This is a genomic window from Gilliamella sp. Nev6-6 (assembly GCF_001690605.1).
Taxonomy (GTDB): Bacteria; Pseudomonadota; Gammaproteobacteria; order Enterobacterales; family Orbaceae; genus Gilliamella; species Gilliamella apicola_C.
The window spans coordinates 72,785-87,527 of sequence record NZ_LZHP01000053.1; the positions used below are offsets into that span (position 1 = coordinate 72,785).

Here is a 14,743-nt window from a genome sequence, read left to right on the forward strand (position 1 = left end):
CTTTAAAGAAAAATGTGAAGCTAAATCTGTCATTAAAGTCAAATTAAATGCAATTGATGTGCAAGTAGGCAGTTTTAGTTAATGTAAAAAATATCATTTATTGCTTAATAAATATAATAAATATGACCAAAAAAAAATATTAGTATATAATTAGTAGAAGTTTATTTTCCATTTTTCAGATAAGGGGTTATAGATGGACAAGGAAAAAGCAAGCGCATCGTCATTTCAAGATGTATTAGAATACATTCGTCTATCACGTCGTTTAAATAAATTAAAGCGTGAAATATCAGACAATGAAAAGAAAATTCGTGATAACCAAAAACGTGTACTCTTACTTGAAAACTTAAGTGAATATATTAAACCTGATATGACTTACGAAGAGCTTCAAGCAATTATTGCGAATATGAAAAGCGATTATGATGATCGTGTTGATGATTATATTATTAAAAATGCCGAAATATCTAAAGAACGCCGTGAAATAAGTAAAAAAATGCGTACTTATCGATCAAATTAATATCTATGTTTTTATAAGTAGCGTCCTTTTTAGTTATGGACGCTATTTTTATAGCATGAAATCAGCCTCCAGCTAATTTTACTTTGAATCCTTTTTCTTCTAACAATGATTTTAGTAAATCTCGTTTATCACCTTGAATTTCAATAGCACTATCTTTAACTGAACCACCACAACCACAGCGCTTTTTTAATTCAGCAGCTAACTGTAATAATTGTGCATCGTCTATCTCAAATCCGGTAATTACACAAACACCTTTACCTTTACGGCCTGAAGTTTGTCGCTGAATTCGAATAATGCCATCTCCCTTTGGACGTGAAATAGCTGGCTTTGTCGGTTTAATTCGACCTTGATCGGTTGAATAAATAATCGGGTTATCAGACATAATTTAATTAACTCTTACTTGTATCAAGTGTGGCCAAAATTGTTTTTAACGCTTTAGCTGGATCTTCTGCTTGAGTAATTGGCCGTCCAATGACTAAGTAATCAGAGCCAGCAGCTTGAGCACGTTGAGGTGTCATAATACGGCGTTGGTCATCAGGGTTACTACCCGCTGGCCTAATACCTGGTGTCACTAATTTAAAGTCACTACCTAAACGCGTTCTAAAACTTTGTACTTCTTTTGCTGAACAAACTACCCCATCAAGTCCACAATTTTTAGCTAGCATAGCTAATTTAGTTGCTTGCTCTAAAGGCGATGCATTAATACCTATTTCTTGTAAATCGGTCGATTCCATGCTGGTTAATACTGTCACAGCGATTAATATTGGCGCATCTTTACCATATGAATAAAGAGCATCTTTAGCTGCTGTCATCATGCGCGCCCCACCACTCGCATGTACATTGGTCATCCATATACCTAAATCAGCCGCAGCAGTTACGGCTTTAGCAACCGTATTTGGGATATCATGAAATTTAAGATCTAAAAAAACGTCAAAACCTTTTTGCATAATTTGCTTAATAAATTCGGGACCTGCGTGTGTAAAAAGCTCTTTACCTATTTTAAGACGACAATCTTTTGGTTCAACACGATCAATAAAATTCCACGCTGATTTTACATCTGCAAAATCAACAGCAATAATAATAGGTGATGGCATAACTTATTTGTTCCTTTTAATCAAAATTTTTAGCTATTTTTTCTAACAAATTCATTCAAATCAGCATAAAAGATACGAGCACTTTCTTTATATCCTTTTAATGTTTGGTGAACTAAATCTGCACGCGCAAGTCCACGTTTTCGCCACTGCTTAATAGAAAACTGACCACCCATTGCCACTTGCCAATCCCAAAATAACGTTTTTTCAGATTTAGCAACTTGCTTTTGAATAGTCATTATCTTTGCAAAAGATTTAGGCATATTTTTTTCATTTGCCATAGTGTCTGGGGGTGTCATTATTAAAATAGCAGCATTAGGCAATGTTTCGCGAATCATTCTGATATTATTCACTAAATTTTTTCGATATTGATTACTGTCTAATGTTTCATCAAAACTTTCATTGGTACCATATGCTAGGATCACTAAATCACTTTGCGATACAGCAAGTTCTTTAAACCAGTTTTTTCCCCACTTTTGCCAAATGGTTTGTTTAGCGCCATTAGTCGCAATGGGTGAAACAACAACACCAGATTGTTGATTACAAGTTAACCAAATACCGCCCAGTTCCATCTCTTTTTGGCCTTTGATAACTAAAGGCATTTTAGATAAAACCGATGCAGTTTGCCAAACCTTTGGGGTTGGTGTATAGCTGAAGTTAATCTTATTGTTATTAGCATCATAAAGCGATAGTAGGTTTGAGTTGTTTTTTAGTGTTTTAAAGGTCAATTTAACTTGCCAATTTTTATTGCAAGATCCTCTTGCTGTAATTTGGACAGTAGCAGAATCTTTAATGGGTTTAGCAATAAAACCACCCATGGGAAAATCAAGATTACTTAAAGTTCGGCTACTTAGCATATCCCAATCTCTAGCTCGCCATGTAACCGCTGCATGGCTTTGCCCTTTTATCGCTATAGGCGTTATCCAACCAATACCTGCGTTGCCATACTTTTTTTGCATTAATGTTCTAAATTCACCAGTAAAAAAGTCGGCTGCCACATGTGAATCGCCAAATTGAGTAATATTGATTACTCGGTTAGTTTTTTTATGATCCGCTAACGAGTTCAAACGCGCTGCAAATTGTTTAGCGTTAGGATCCCCAAAATCAACAACAGTAGATGTTTTACTTTCAGCTACACTACAACCAGTAATCGTTATTGCAATGAGGGCTATAATATATTTTAAAAATTTAATCACTATGGGTGTCCTCTAATTCTTTATAAATTATTTTTTCCATAATGGCCTTTGCTAGAATTTTTTGGCCTGTTGGCGTAAAGTGAACACCATCATCAACCCTTACCTTAACTTTTGCTTTATTGCTTTCTACGAAATTACTAAATTTTTGATACGTACATCCCAATAAATCATTTGTCATTAAGAAATGTTGTTGGACTTTTTCTAATTCGGACTGATATAAATTATTTAGATAAACCATCGCATTATTTAATTTTGGTTTGCGCATACAAGGCGCTGCCAGCCAAAGTATTTGAACATCATGCTCTATGGCACTATTTAAAATAGATTCAATACGCAAACGGTAGTGTTCTTCCCACAAGTCGGATTGGAATTTAGCATATTTGACATAGCCTTTAACTGGAAAATCCCAAGGATCATTTGCGCCAAGAAAAACAATAAGCAATTTAATTGAAGGATCTGCAATTAGATTATCACTAATTGTTTTTGGCCAATCAAAAGCACTCGGATAAGCAAGCCCAGTGCTCTGTTTGCTCAAATCAAGGCTTTCTATTTTATACTGCTTGAATAGCATTTTTTTAACATATGGTGCAACACCTTGCATTAAAGAATCACCAGCAAAAAACACCTTATCATTGCTTGTTAATATAATGGGTTGTGGCTCAACTGGTACCGTGTCTTTTTGTGCTTTTTGATTTTCATCTTGCTGTGCTAGGTCTGTTTCGGACACGTTGTCAGTATTGACTCTTTGTCCACTTTCAAGTTTTGCATTCTTTAAAGCATCAATTGTCTTATTTTTAGCATCTTTCACCGCAACATCAAGCAACTGAGAAAACGGAGGAAGTATTTTTATTGATATATATTTTTGAAAATCCTGTTCGTCATCCTTGCTTGTTTCAAGCTCTTGTATCAAACTTTCTTGGTTTGCAAGCGTATTATTATTCAACAAATCGGTATGATACACTTGCTCGCAATAAATCAATATTGATTTGTAGTAAATGGCTATTAACGCAATAGCGGTAACAAACATTATCAAAAATACATAGTGAGTAGACAAAAGATTGCTAGTAACAACAAGAGATGAATTTGTTTTCTTATTTTTTTTACAATCTTTTTTAAGCGTATTTTTATGCTGTGATTTATTACGTTGCCGTTTCAAATTCGGTTTGGATTTTTTATTATTTTTTGAAAACGATTTTTTATATATTTTCATAATTAAGCATCATTAAAAATTAGCGTAAATAAAGTTTGGCATTCCTGATGGTGCAATATAAATCGTCAGCCATAAAATCAAAATAAAAACTAAAGGTAAATAGTAATACGGCATTTTAGTCAACTGTAAAATAAACCACTCAGTCAAATTTTTACACATTGGGTAGGCAAGGTAGATGACACAAATAACCAAAAACGCCCCAGCATGATGCGGTTCTATCAAGAAGTTATGCGTTAATGCTGTCAAATAATCTACAGCATCAGATAAACTTTCACTATTAAAAAACAGCCATGTAAAACAAATATAGTGCCATGTTAATAACCGTGCCATCAGTGGCGAACGCGCAGCTATCCAACCTTGCCCCAAATAACGGTCGCCAATGTTAAGTACCACAATACCAATACCATGACATGCCCCCCAAATAATAAAATTAACGCCAGCACCATGCCACAATCCCGATAATAACATGGCTAACATGACATTAATTTGAGTGCGTATAAATCCTCGACGACTTCCGCCTAAAGGAATATAAATATAGTCACGAATCCAACGTGATAAACTAATATGCCAACGTACCCAAAACTCTCTCAAATTCAATGACAAATAAGGAAGATTAAAGTTGATTGGCAAGCGAAAACCTAATAATAGAGCAATGCCAGTAACTAAATCAGTATATCCAGAAAAGTTTAAATAAATCTGTATTGCATACGCATAAAGGCCAACTAATAAATCAACCACACTAAATTCTAGTGGGTTAGCAAATATAGGTGTAACCCAATGCTCATTAACTAAACCACCTAAACAGTAAACCTTTATCACAGCTAAAATAAGTAGCGTAAATGCGCGAAATGGCTCTAAAATTTCACGCGGTTGATTAACATTAATTTGAGGTAGAAAGTCTTTTGCTCGGTTAATAGGGCCTGCAATAATACTTGGGAAAAAGGACAGAAATAAGGCAAAATCCCAAAAATTAGCAACAGGTAACTCCTGATTTTTTACTGAAACTAAATAACTTATTGAATGAAAGGTGTAAAATGAGATCCCAATAGGGATTAATACCGTAATAGCGGGAAGCAAAATCGGTAAATCTAATAAATTAAACAGATCTTGTAACTCGTAACGGAAAAAATCAAAATATTTAAATAATGCTAGATTAATTATAGATACGCATAACCCTAAAATTAACCATCGCTTGGCATTGCGTTCTGATGCAGCGATCATCACAGAAAAAAAATAGATCACACAGGTATAAATAAAAAGGATGAGTGAAAATCGCCAGCTGTAACTACCAACAATCAGGTAACTTACAACTAAAAGCAGAGTATTTTGTGTTTTGGGTGATAAGCGACAACCCCAATACAAGGCAAAAAAAGCGATAAAAAGTAAACAAAATTCAATAGATAAATAACTCACTACGATCCTTTTAGCTTAAATGTGTGCTTTTTTGAAGCATTAATAAAATTTTTATAAACAGCTTAGCTTTTTGCCTCGCTAATTAATTCGGATTGAGCAAGTACATTATAAATAATCAGCTCCTTATTCAATCCTGTAATAGTCAATAACTGATTTCTTGCTTGTAACCATAAATGATAAAGAGCAGAAAGCTTTTCATTATTTTGAGTCGCAAGTAATCGAACTAACGGGACTTGATCACGATTAACAATAAAGCGCCCCGCTTTTTGCTTTGCTTTAAGCGCATCGCTTAATAAAGCGCAAAACCAAATAATTCGTTCAATAAAATCTTCATTATCAAAGGTCTTTGCTAATTGCCAATAATTATTTTGAGGAATAACCTCTAATAATTGGCTACAAAACACGTTTCTTTGTTGCCACTTTTCTGGTGCTAATAGTGCGATAGCTCTTAGTGGCGCATTTTCGCTCAATAATAACGCCGAAGCAAGCTCATTATCACTGTATTGTTGATCATGTTTGTTTTTTAACCACTCAATAGATTGTTCCAACTTTGGAGTTGATAAAAAATAAGAAAAACAACGGCTATGAATCGTAGGTAATAATTGGCTATTATGCTCATCACTTAAAATAAAATATGTACTGTCTGGCGGTTCTTCTAACGTTTTTAGTAGTGCATTAGCCGCTGCTTCAGTCATTAAAGCGGCATGTTTTATCCAAATAACTTTATTACCGCCTTGCTGGGATTTTTCGTAAATCTTGCTAGATATATTACGTATTTGATCAATACCTATTGATTGCTTACCTTGTTCATTAGTTATCGCATAATAATCAGGGTGATGATGAGACAAAAACAATTGGCAACTGTGGCATTTAAAGCACGGCTCCAATTGCTGTGAATTTTGGCATAACAAACGGTTGACAAGATTTTCAATAAATTCATTTTCACCGCTACCTTGGACATAATTAATTAATAGCGCATGATGAGCACGCTTATGCATAATACCAGAAGCCAATTGCTGATAAGGTAGCAAAAGCCAAGGATAATCACTTAACATCATTAAATATTAACCTGTTTTGTTAACCAATCTATTAAAATTTGTTCAATTTGCTCAGCTACATTGTCAATTGATTTTGTAGCATCGACCATCCTAATCGTTTCATCTTGTTTGGCTAGTTCTAAATAGCGTTGATGAACTCGCTTAAAAAAAGGTAGCGACTGTTGTTCAATACGATCGAGATCGCCTCGAGATCTTGCTCGCCGCAAACCACTTTCAGGATCAATATCCAAATACAAAGTCAAATCAGGTTTAAAATCACCTAATACTTGTTCCTTTAGTGTCATCATAAAAACTTTATCTAACTGACGCCCTCCACCTTGATAAGCTTGTGTGGATAAATCATGACGATCGCCAATAACCCATTTACCCGCATGCAGTGCTGGTTTAATCACATTGTCAATCAACTGAATACGTGCGGCATATAGCATAAGTAATTCAGCTTTATCAGTCAAAGGCTCATTATCTAAACCATTTTTAATAATATTACGTAAAGCTTCAGCAATCGGCGTGCCCCCTGGCTCACGAGTGAATTGTACATCATCAATATGATGTTGATTCAAAATGCGAGCAACGATATTAATCGCCGTCGTTTTACCTGCGCCTTCAAGCCCTTCAATGGCAATAAATTTGCCTGTCATACTAAGTTCCTAAATTATTTATAATAAATCTGCATTTATATGCCATTATATTGTACGCCATTTTTGCTAATTATTTTAGACAGCATTATTAATAATTTCTTTTAGTTTTACAGTAAATATTATAATAACAACTATATTGTTAAACTTTCCGTTAATTGTAAACTATTTATAATAAAGAGAATATTAAACTTATAATTAATACAATAACAACCAACCAATAGATATTTAATGTAGCAATAAAAATCATTCAGAAAACCCATTGATTTTATTAAAGTTTTTATTTTGATTAAATTTCTATAAAATAAATGAAACATATAACAAATACAGCTTTACCTCTGTGGGTACAAGGAACACAGCTTCAGAGGCTTTCTGAGTTAATTTCTCAGCGGTTTATCCCTGTACCTACAGGGAACACACATTTTATAACGCAAACACCAACGGTTTTTATGATTCTAATATTAGTGAACCGCCGATAGATTCTATAGAAATCACTCAAGAATATCATTCTGAATTACTACAACAACAATATGCCGGTTTAGTTATACAACCTGATGTTTCTGGATATCCCGTGGCTGTAAAACGAGTATTAACAGCAACAGAGGTTACAGCAATAAATAAATCAAAAAAACAGCAATTAATTAATGACGCTAACGCTCACATAATATTGTTACAACGAGCTGTTAAATATAATAAAGCTACAGAGCCTGAAAAACAGTTATTAGAAAATTTAGAATTGTTTACGATTGATGTTGTACGCATTGATACAACAGATATTAACGTTATTTTCCCAGATTTGCCAAAAAGTAGTGCTGATGCACTACTTTAAATTTATAATGTAGATAAATTCATATCTATTTTTGCATTACACGCGTTTAAATATTTTAAAATCGTTTTTATGTTTGTGTTCAACGGAGCCCGTTCAATTCTGTTTATGTTAGACGGTGCAATATCTAAACGTTTTGCTAGCTCAGTTTGAGATAGTTTTGCTGTTTCTCTCGCTGTCAACAATAATTCACGTAATTTCCACTCGTCCTCTGCATCATCATATGCCGCACGCGCTACAGGATCTGCTAGCGCTATATCTTTGATTTCATTAAATGTTGTGCTGTGTTTTTTATTCATTTTCAATCATCTCCTTCAGTCGGATTCTCGCTATTTGCATTGCGCCAACTGGTGTTTTTTGTGTTTTTTTAACAAACGCATGTAAAATAAAAATCGTTTGCTCTTTTTGATAAACATAAATAGTTCTAGCTATATTATTACGCTCTAACGCTCTCAATTCAAACAACCCACCCCCCAACGATTTACTATGTGGCATTTGCATTTGTCCAAATTGTTCTAGTTTTTCAATCAATTTAATTGTTCGACCTATTAATTCTGCGGGTAAATCTAGAATTTCAGATTTAGCATCATCATGCGTTTTTATCGTAAACATTTAATCAATCTGTTTTGTTATTTTTAATAATTATATCAAATTTGATAAAAATATCAATGAAATTTCTATTGGTTTATCCCTGTACCTACAGGGAACACTTATTTCGTTCTCGTCGTCATTTTTTTGTGCTCGGTTTATCCCTGTACCTACAGGGAACACTTTCGCCATCATGAACGGGGATAACATCGAAATCGGTTTATCCCTGTACCTACAGGGAACACTTTCGCCATCATGAACGGGGATAACATCGAAATCGGTTTATCCCTGTACCTACAGGGAACACATTAAGTCGCTCTCGTGCTGTTTGATAGCGTTCGGTTTATCCCTGTACCTACAGGGAACACATCTACATTTCTTATTGGTATTTTTATAAATACGGTATATCCCTGTACATACAGGGAACACAAGCTATTTTGGGATTCCTCAAACTATCAGGGCGGTATATCCCTGTACATACAGGGAACACGGCGATACGATTCTAGTTGTGTAGCCGATATTCGGGTATATCCCTGTACATACAGGGAACACTTTCGAGCAAATATTTTAACAAATTGATTGATCGGTATATCCCTGTACATACAGGGAACACTCAAGCTGTCGGCGGCAAAACAAGCAGTCAGCACGGTATATCCCTGTACATACAGGGAACACCTCTTTAACGCGCGCTTTTATCTCGTCCGCCTCGGTATATCCCTGTACATACAGGGAACACGGCGAGCAAGTATACGCCCTTTTTTGTACCTACGGTATATCCCTGTACATACAGGGAACACATCAGTATTTTTTTATCCAGAGGCTTGGATTGCGGTATATCCCTGTACATACAGGGAACACAGTTTGATACAACACCAGCGATTAGCGCAAGACGGTATATCCCTGTACATACAGGGAACACGGCGATACGATTCTAGTTGTGTAGCCGATATTCCGGTATATCCCTGTACATACAGGGAACACGTGGCATTACCCTCAAAAAACATCAGAAAAAACGGTATATCCCTGTACATACAGGGAACACTTAACCAAGCCCCTGAATTTTGGGTGTTTTGTGGGTATATCCCTGTACATACAGGGAACACTGCTTGTGATTGAGTCCCAGCCGTCCATTCGACGGTATATCCCTGTACATACAGGGAACACCAACTGGCATTGCTCAACAGTCAAAATAATACCGGTATATCCCTGTACATACAGGGAACACATTTTTCTTCAAAATCAAATTTGCCACCAATTCGGTATATCCCTGTACATACAGGGAACACTTCTCGTATTACTAGGTTCCAAGACGAAATTGCGGTATATCCCTGTACATACAGGGAACACATAAGTGCAATGAATTGCCTTTAGTTATTGAGCGGTATATCCCTGTACATACAGGGAACACATACCCATCCAAGCCAACAGTAAAGGTGATTACGGTATATCCCTGTACATACAGGGAACACATTCAGACATGGGGCGGTTAACAATTGATGTCCGGTATATCCCTGTACATACAGGGAACACTTTTTTCTCCTTATTTGCTATATATTGATTTACGGTATATCCCTGTACATACAGGGAACACTTAAAATGCTGGGGTCTAATTTCGGTGTAAGACGGTATATCCCTGTACATACAGGGAACACTTTTCCATTAAATATCAAAGCCACATTAGTGGCGGTATATCCCTGTACATACAGGGAACACTCGATAAATGGTTGCCAGTACTCGCCAAACAGACGGTATATCCCTGTACATACAGGGAACACTCTAAATATAGATATTTGTTTTATTTAAACTTATATCTGCTATTAAATCCTACCAAATTTTTCTAATTTTTAAAGAAAATTAACTTATTGATTTTTAATAGGTAAAAATGATACTAAGCGTAGCCCATCAAGATCTACCGGAACTCTTCTATTTGTACCATAGGTTTGAAAATCAAATCCTGATTCAGTATTAGTTGCCCAAGCAAGGACAACATTACCGTCTTCTGCAAATTTAATAATTTGTTGCCATATCATTTCTCTTATCGGTCTTGATATATCACCAATATAAACCCCAGCCCTAATTTCAAGTAACCAAATGGCTAAACGGCCTCGTAATCGAGCTGGAACATTTTCAGTTACAACAACACACATACTCATTATTAGCGACGCCTAAAACCGCTATCGGCAAGAGATTGAGGTTCGGGAATAGCGGGGGGTTGAACATTGTCTGGATGCGGTGGCGGTTCAATGCCACCGGCTGACAAAACTTCTTCAATAAGAGGGATTAATGTTGCTAATGTTTTCTGGCTTCTAAAAATTTCGCGACACGCAATTCTAACTTCGCGATCAGGATCGCTCTTGTTCTTTGCGGCGATTTCGAAAGCTTTGGGAACGACAGTATCAAATTTAATAATATCAGCAATATCATAAACAAATGATAGTGGCTTGCCACTATGCACAAAGCCAATTGCTGGAGCATAGCCTGCTGCCAAGACAGCGGCTTCCGTAATGCCATATAAGCAAGAGGTGGCTGCACTTATACATTGATTAATGGTATCGCCTTTTTGCCAATCTTTGGGATCATACTTTCGCCCATGCCATTTTACGTTATAACGTTTAGCCAATAAAGAATAGGTTTCTCGCACTCGTGCGCCTTCAATTCCTCGTAATTGTTCAATCGAACGACGACTAGGTGCAAGTTCACCAAATCGCAATTCAAACATCTTTTTAACCACTTTTAAACGTAAATTATCATCTAAAGCCAATTTAGCTTGATAAAGCAGTTTGTCAGATCTTGCTCCACCGGGTTGACCTGATGAATACATTCTTACGCCAGCTTCACCAACCCAAACTAGCAAGGTTCCGACCGTTGCTGCTAACTTGACTGCGGCATGTGAAACGCGAGTTCCAGGCTCAAGCATTATGCATGCTATAGAGCCTACTGGAATATGTGTTCTAATACCTGTTTGATCGATTAATACAAATGCCCCATCTAAAACATCAATTTGTCCATATTGTAAAAAAATCATTGAGGTTCTATTTTTTAAAGGAATAGGATTAAGAGGAACATAAACCATAGCACCCCATCCTATTGATAATGTTTTATCAAAAATAAGCCACAACCAAATCCTTTACTTTTACCAATACCTCGATAAATTGTGTTCAAAAACAATTCTGTATCCGTCACCGTTAACACCCCTTGATAATCAACGGTGCTATAAGTAATCGGTTTAAGATCATTTCTTTTACTAAATTGCTGTTGGTTATAACTGGTTACCGTGCAATTTACTTGTTGATCATCCGTTGTTAATAATGAAAATCCTCTGGTTTCACTCTGTTTTATTAACCAGTTGATTGCTGCATCATGTTGTCGGATTTTTATCTCTTTTGAGCTTAAACCTTGTTGTTTTGCTAGATATTTAGCATTCATCATTACATCACTACGTTTACCATTTTTAAATACCACAGGATTAGCTCGTAAGGAAAAAATCAATCTCATTCCAACAGTTAATTTGGGTTGATATGGTTTAGTTTCTATTGAAAATAGATCATGATTTGAAAGTGGCTCGGTTTCCGATAATAAATAGTATTGATAACCTTTACCTATTTGTTCCTCATGGAATAAAAAGGCGCGTTTATCTTGATTAGGGAAGAGTTGCCATAACCATTGATGAATTGCATAAGGCCCCGAATTTTGCATTTTCTGATGTAAAACATCATGAAGCCGATTCAGTTTTAAAGTAACTCGAGAAAAATACATCTATTCACTCCCTTTCAAATGGCCTGAAAATTGCTGACGGTTAATAAATTGCCATCGATGACGATTTATTGGTTGATCTTGTCGGCACTGAATTTTAATGACATCAAATCGATCTTCTTGATTGTTCTGTTCCCAATAATATTCATCCGCAGTGCCTTGTAATAATTTATTGATAACAGGATCTTGACGATGGCAATCTTGGTAATGTTTATCGGCAAAAATAAAAGCATCGCTCAATGTGCCTTGGCACAAGATAGGCGATAATGGCAGTGATAATGGTGAGTTTTTTCTGCCTGCATATAATGGAAAAACGGGCTTAAGTAATGCTTGTTGTATTTGCTCTAAACGATAGGGCGCCTTGTCGGTTTCAGACATGACAATTTGATAATAAACGTCATTATAATATTCACGCTGTGATAATAAGGTTTCTAGCTCAAGAGGGCTTTTTCGTATTTCGTCAAAACGGGTATGCCATACTTGCTTTTTGTTCGCTTTAGGTGCTTGTACCGTTTGAAAATCTCTAAACCAACTATTACTAGCAATAAAAGGACGAATAGCAAAATGATAATACAAATTAAAGTTATCAATTTGTTTATCATCACGCCTTATACCAAGTGCGGCAGCCACTATTCCTAATAAAGCCGAACGTGAAGGGATGATATTGCTGTGGCGAACTTCACCAACAGCCGGTTCGCCCCATGAGGTAAAAGGGGCATAAATCTGAAAAATAAGATGGTTTATCATCTTGTCCGCTCTCCTATTTTTGCGCAACAAAATCTAATGCAGCACTCAGTGTTCCTTCTCCTGTTTCACTGTTGAGAATATAGCCGCTATCGGCACATTGCCCATAAACTTTATCAAATTTATCACGTTGCTCTTCTAAACGAGTAATCGCATCATTCACCATATCTTGGCCACGAATTGGGTTAAAATAGGCCACAGCTAAAGAGCGTGGTTGTTGGGAGCCTTTCTCTATTAATAGATAAGAGGTATATGCTCTTGAGGCAAAACTGTTTTGCATACCAGTTGGAGCCACTTTTGTTGCCGATTCGGTTAAAGCTTTTAAGGTTTTTTCTACTAATGCTTCATCACCATTTAAATTCTCTAGTAGTAAATCACGGCTGATACAAACATAGGTGTAAAATAGTGCTGAAGCAAATCCTCGCTCACCCAGATGAGCAGAACCAGCATCAACATCGTTATTATTTAAATCATCAACAGCAGTAAAGAAATCATCTTCTATCGTAACCGTACTTACACCTAATGCATGAGAAACTTGGCACGCGGCTTCAATATTAAATGCTGGGCTATCTGCTAACATTCGTCCAAATAATGCCACATCAACACTACTATTCTCTTTACGCAGTAATTTCACTTCATCATCGCTAGGTTCACGTTTTTCACTAATCAATAATTCCACTAATTGCTTGATTGCTTGTTGCTCATTACTGCTAATATGCACCAATTGTTCAATCTCTAAATTAGTTAATGGATCTTTAGGTGATTTTTCATTTTTTACTTTACCAAACTGGCTTGCTATTTTGATGGTACTGTCTTTGGCTATTTTTTCAGAAATACCACTCTCAATCATTGGCGTATATACCCAATCTCGCGCAAAACGACGTGAACGAACACCAATATGATCGCTTAGTGATTGATAAAAAAAGTCCGAGGTTCGCCAAGCTCGCTTTAAACTTTGTGATGAAATACGTAAACGATCGGTGTTGCCCATTTTGGCTGTTTTTGGTCGCCCTAAATCATCACGGTTTAAATTTGAAGGCGCATAAGCAGTTAATAAGTGTAATTGAATAAATGTAGTCATGATGATTATTCCTTAGAATTATTTTTTGTTGAAGAATAGTCCATTGCCCAACGAACAGAAAGGCGTTCAAACGGATTAGTTTTGGCTGATGAATTATGCTTATACTCTCGCTCATACCACTCTTGCATCCATAAAAAGATGCCATCGGCAAGTGAAATAAGGTTAACACCTTTTTCGCCACGTATTTTTACCGCACGAATTAAGCGACGACAAAATTCTTCAGGGTTTTGGCTTGCTAAAAGTTGTTGAAACCGTAGAGAAGATAAGTAGTTACGTTCACTGCCTTTTACTTTTTCACTTAATTGTGCGGCAAATGGGGCTTTGTCATTATTAGCTTGAGCAAAAACAGCGGCATTGACAAATATCTGTAATGCTTGATACTGAACATCCGTTTGCGCCAATTTACTATCGTTATGAATAAGCGCTTTAGCTAAAATCGTATAGCCTTCTTGCAAGATTATAAATTCAGATAGTGCATTCCGACGTAATTCAGCTCGCAATTTACGTCCATTGTAGTTAATACCATTAAATTTATGTTGCCTTAGCTGCAACATAGAAAACCACTCATCGATGATCTTTTTATGGTTATCATTTAAGATCATCAGCTTTTTTTGGATAGTGCCTGACATGTTGT

The 14,743-nt window shown here is 36.1% G+C and carries 16 protein-coding genes, 1 pseudogene and 1 CRISPR repeat array; of the genes and pseudogenes, 2 read left to right on the forward strand and 15 right to left on the reverse strand.

What is annotated here, in order from left to right; genetic code table 11:
* Positions 1 to 193 precede the first annotated feature (193 nt).
* Positions 194 to 514: a PTS system regulator TmaR gene (gene tmaR, locus A9G42_RS06380; RefSeq protein ID WP_065566879.1), complete on the forward strand. Its 321-nt coding sequence runs from the start codon at positions 194 to 196 to the stop codon at positions 512 to 514.
* A gap of 61 nt (positions 515 to 575) precedes the next feature.
* On the opposite strand, the gene yciH is transcribed toward tmaR, so the two are convergent.
* From yciH to tmk, 7 genes are all read right to left on the reverse strand, one after another.
* Positions 576 to 896: a stress response translation initiation inhibitor YciH gene (yciH, locus tag A9G42_RS06385; protein ID WP_065579680.1), complete on the reverse strand. Its 321-nt coding sequence runs from the start codon at positions 894 to 896 to the stop codon at positions 576 to 578.
* Positions 897 to 903: 7 nt separating this feature from the next.
* Positions 904 to 1,608 carry an orotidine-5'-phosphate decarboxylase gene (gene pyrF, locus A9G42_RS06390; RefSeq protein WP_065579681.1) on the reverse strand — a complete coding sequence of 235 codons (705 nt, stop codon included), beginning with the start codon at positions 1,606 to 1,608 and terminating at the stop codon, positions 904 to 906.
* Positions 1,609 to 1,637: 29 nt separating this feature from the next.
* Complete coding sequence (locus tag A9G42_RS06395; RefSeq protein WP_065566882.1) at positions 1,638 to 2,801, reverse strand: GDSL-type esterase/lipase family protein; 1,164 nt, start codon at positions 2,799 to 2,801, stop codon at positions 1,638 to 1,640.
* Positions 2,794 to 4,011 (reverse strand): SGNH/GDSL hydrolase family protein, encoded by a 1,218-nt coding sequence (locus A9G42_RS06400; protein WP_065652976.1) that lies wholly within the window; start codon positions 4,009 to 4,011, stop codon positions 2,794 to 2,796. Before A9G42_RS06400 ends, A9G42_RS06395 begins: the two co-directional genes overlap by 8 nt.
* A gap of 12 nt (positions 4,012 to 4,023) precedes the next feature.
* Positions 4,024 to 5,424 (reverse strand): MBOAT family O-acyltransferase, encoded by a 1,401-nt coding sequence (locus A9G42_RS06405; RefSeq protein ID WP_065652977.1) that lies wholly within the window; start codon positions 5,422 to 5,424, stop codon positions 4,024 to 4,026.
* Between the two features lie 62 nt (positions 5,425 to 5,486).
* Positions 5,487 to 6,482: a DNA polymerase III subunit delta' gene (gene holB / locus A9G42_RS06410; RefSeq protein WP_082211978.1), complete on the reverse strand. Its 996-nt coding sequence runs from the start codon at positions 6,480 to 6,482 to the stop codon at positions 5,487 to 5,489.
* Positions 6,482 to 7,120: a dTMP kinase gene (gene tmk / locus A9G42_RS06415; RefSeq protein WP_065588665.1), complete on the reverse strand. Its 639-nt coding sequence runs from the start codon at positions 7,118 to 7,120 to the stop codon at positions 6,482 to 6,484. Before tmk ends, holB begins: the two co-directional genes overlap by 1 nt.
* A gap of 424 nt (positions 7,121 to 7,544) precedes the next feature.
* On the opposite strand from tmk, the pseudogene A9G42_RS06420 reads away from it, so the two are divergent.
* Positions 7,545 to 7,946, forward strand: a pseudogene (locus A9G42_RS06420) (tail fiber assembly protein); the annotation flags it as partial.
* 2 nt (positions 7,947 to 7,948) lie between these two features.
* Here A9G42_RS06420 and A9G42_RS06425 read toward each other — a convergent pair.
* The 8 genes from A9G42_RS06425 to casB form a co-directional block, all read right to left on the reverse strand.
* A complete protein-coding gene (locus A9G42_RS06425; protein ID WP_081297932.1) occupies positions 7,949 to 8,242 on the reverse strand; it encodes a helix-turn-helix domain-containing protein in 294 nt (97 codons plus the stop codon).
* Positions 8,235 to 8,555 carry a type II toxin-antitoxin system RelE/ParE family toxin gene (locus tag A9G42_RS06430; RefSeq protein WP_065652978.1) on the reverse strand — a complete coding sequence of 107 codons (321 nt, stop codon included), beginning with the start codon at positions 8,553 to 8,555 and terminating at the stop codon, positions 8,235 to 8,237. Before A9G42_RS06430 ends, A9G42_RS06425 begins: the two co-directional genes overlap by 8 nt.
* Positions 8,556 to 8,624: 69 nt before the next feature.
* A CRISPR array of direct repeats spans positions 8,625 to 10,306; the repeat unit is 29 nt; unit sequence CGGTATATCCCTGTACATACAGGGAACAC.
* Between the two features lie 84 nt (positions 10,307 to 10,390).
* On the reverse strand, positions 10,391 to 10,684 hold the full coding sequence (gene cas2e / locus A9G42_RS06435; RefSeq protein WP_065582533.1) for a type I-E CRISPR-associated endoribonuclease Cas2e: 294 nt from the start codon (positions 10,682 to 10,684) through the stop codon (positions 10,391 to 10,393).
* A 2-nt stretch (positions 10,685 to 10,686) separates the two neighbouring features.
* A complete protein-coding gene (gene cas1e, locus A9G42_RS06440; RefSeq protein WP_065653020.1) occupies positions 10,687 to 11,604 on the reverse strand; it encodes a type I-E CRISPR-associated endonuclease Cas1e in 918 nt (305 codons plus the stop codon).
* Positions 11,605 to 11,615: 11 nt separating this feature from the next.
* Positions 11,616 to 12,287, reverse strand: coding sequence for a type I-E CRISPR-associated protein Cas6/Cse3/CasE (cas6e, locus tag A9G42_RS06445; protein ID WP_065588379.1), 672 nt, complete (start codon positions 12,285 to 12,287; stop codon positions 11,616 to 11,618).
* Positions 12,288 to 13,031, reverse strand: a complete 744-nt coding sequence (gene cas5e / locus A9G42_RS06450; protein ID WP_065652979.1) for a type I-E CRISPR-associated protein Cas5/CasD — start codon at positions 13,029 to 13,031, stop codon at positions 12,288 to 12,290. It abuts the gene before it with no gap.
* A gap of 13 nt (positions 13,032 to 13,044) precedes the next feature.
* Positions 13,045 to 14,109, reverse strand: a complete 1,065-nt coding sequence (gene cas7e, locus A9G42_RS06455; RefSeq protein ID WP_065652980.1) for a type I-E CRISPR-associated protein Cas7/Cse4/CasC — start codon at positions 14,107 to 14,109, stop codon at positions 13,045 to 13,047.
* 5 nt (positions 14,110 to 14,114) lie between these two features.
* The gene (casB, locus tag A9G42_RS06460; protein ID WP_065652981.1) at positions 14,115 to 14,738 is read right to left on the reverse strand and encodes a type I-E CRISPR-associated protein Cse2/CasB; all 624 of its coding nucleotides are present in this window, start codon (positions 14,736 to 14,738) and stop codon (positions 14,115 to 14,117) included.
* Positions 14,739 to 14,743: the final 5 nt, after the last annotated feature.

What these genes read in the sequence shown, in the direction of transcription:
- tmaR (WP_065566879.1), top strand. Translation starts at nt 194, where the DNA reads ATGGACAAGGAAAAAGCAAGCGCATCGTCATTTCAAGATGTATTAGAA.
- yciH (WP_065579680.1), bottom strand. Translation starts at nt 896, where the DNA reads ATGTCTGATAACCCGATTATTTATTCAACCGATCAAGGTCGAATTAAA.
- pyrF (WP_065579681.1), bottom strand. Translation starts at nt 1,608, where the DNA reads ATGCCATCACCTATTATTATTGCTGTTGATTTTGCAGATGTAAAATCA.
- A9G42_RS06400 (WP_065652976.1), bottom strand. Translation starts at nt 4,011, where the DNA reads ATGAAAATATATAAAAAATCGTTTTCAAAAAATAATAAAAAATCCAAA.
- holB (WP_082211978.1), bottom strand. Translation starts at nt 6,482, where the DNA reads ATGATGTTAAGTGATTATCCTTGGCTTTTGCTACCTTATCAGCAATTG.
- tmk (WP_065588665.1), bottom strand. Translation starts at nt 7,120, where the DNA reads ATGACAGGCAAATTTATTGCCATTGAAGGGCTTGAAGGCGCAGGTAAA.
- A9G42_RS06425 (WP_081297932.1), bottom strand. Translation starts at nt 8,242, where the DNA reads ATGAATAAAAAACACAGCACAACATTTAATGAAATCAAAGATATAGCG.
- A9G42_RS06430 (WP_065652978.1), bottom strand. Translation starts at nt 8,555, where the DNA reads ATGTTTACGATAAAAACGCATGATGATGCTAAATCTGAAATTCTAGAT.
- cas2e (WP_065582533.1), bottom strand. Translation starts at nt 10,684, where the DNA reads ATGAGTATGTGTGTTGTTGTAACTGAAAATGTTCCAGCTCGATTACGA.
- cas1e (WP_065653020.1), bottom strand. Translation starts at nt 11,604, where the DNA reads ATGGTTTATGTTCCTCTTAATCCTATTCCTTTAAAAAATAGAACCTCA.
- cas6e (WP_065588379.1), bottom strand. Translation starts at nt 12,287, where the DNA reads ATGTATTTTTCTCGAGTTACTTTAAAACTGAATCGGCTTCATGATGTT.
- cas5e (WP_065652979.1), bottom strand. Translation starts at nt 13,031, where the DNA reads ATGATAAACCATCTTATTTTTCAGATTTATGCCCCTTTTACCTCATGG.
- cas7e (WP_065652980.1), bottom strand. Translation starts at nt 14,109, where the DNA reads ATGACTACATTTATTCAATTACACTTATTAACTGCTTATGCGCCTTCA.
- casB (WP_065652981.1), bottom strand. Translation starts at nt 14,738, where the DNA reads ATGTCAGGCACTATCCAAAAAAAGCTGATGATCTTAAATGATAACCAT.